The 501-nt window shown below is 59.9% G+C and carries 1 protein-coding gene; it reads left to right on the forward strand.

Going from position 1 to position 501, the window contains the following annotated elements:
• A partial coding sequence (locus AC5ZGW_RS46860; protein ID WP_496114231.1) for a diguanylate cyclase domain-containing protein occupies window positions 1-501 on the forward strand: 501 nt, incomplete at both ends.

The raw sequence follows: 501 nt of genomic DNA on the forward strand, positions 1-501 counted from the left end.
GTCGTTTCCGCCGCCTCGCTGATCAAGGTCATCAACGAAAAGCAGCTGAAGACGGCGCAGGACCAAAACCCGCTGACCGGCCTGCCGGGCAATCGCGCCATCAGAGATTTCATGCGCCATTCCGGCCGCGACGGCGATGAAGTGCGCCATTTCTGCTATTGCGATTTCGACAATTTCAAGCCCTTCAACGATGCCTACGGCTTCCATCTCGGCGACCATGCGATCTCGCTCTTTGCCGCGCTGATGCGCCGTTACTTCTTCGCCGAGCGTCACTTCCTCGGCCATGTTGGCGGCGACGACTTCTTCATCGGCGTCATCGGCTGGACCAAGGAGGAATTGACGGAAATCCTCGATCGTCTCATCAGCGATTTCCACGACGACGTGCTCGATCTCTATTCGGATGAGGACCGCGCCGCCGGCCGTATCCGCGGTCACGATCGTGCCGGAGCGGAAGCCTTCTTCCCGCTGATGCACTGCTCGATCGGCGTTCTCGAACTGCCC

It is taken from the genome of Bradyrhizobium sp. Crot121 (assembly GCF_059512385.1).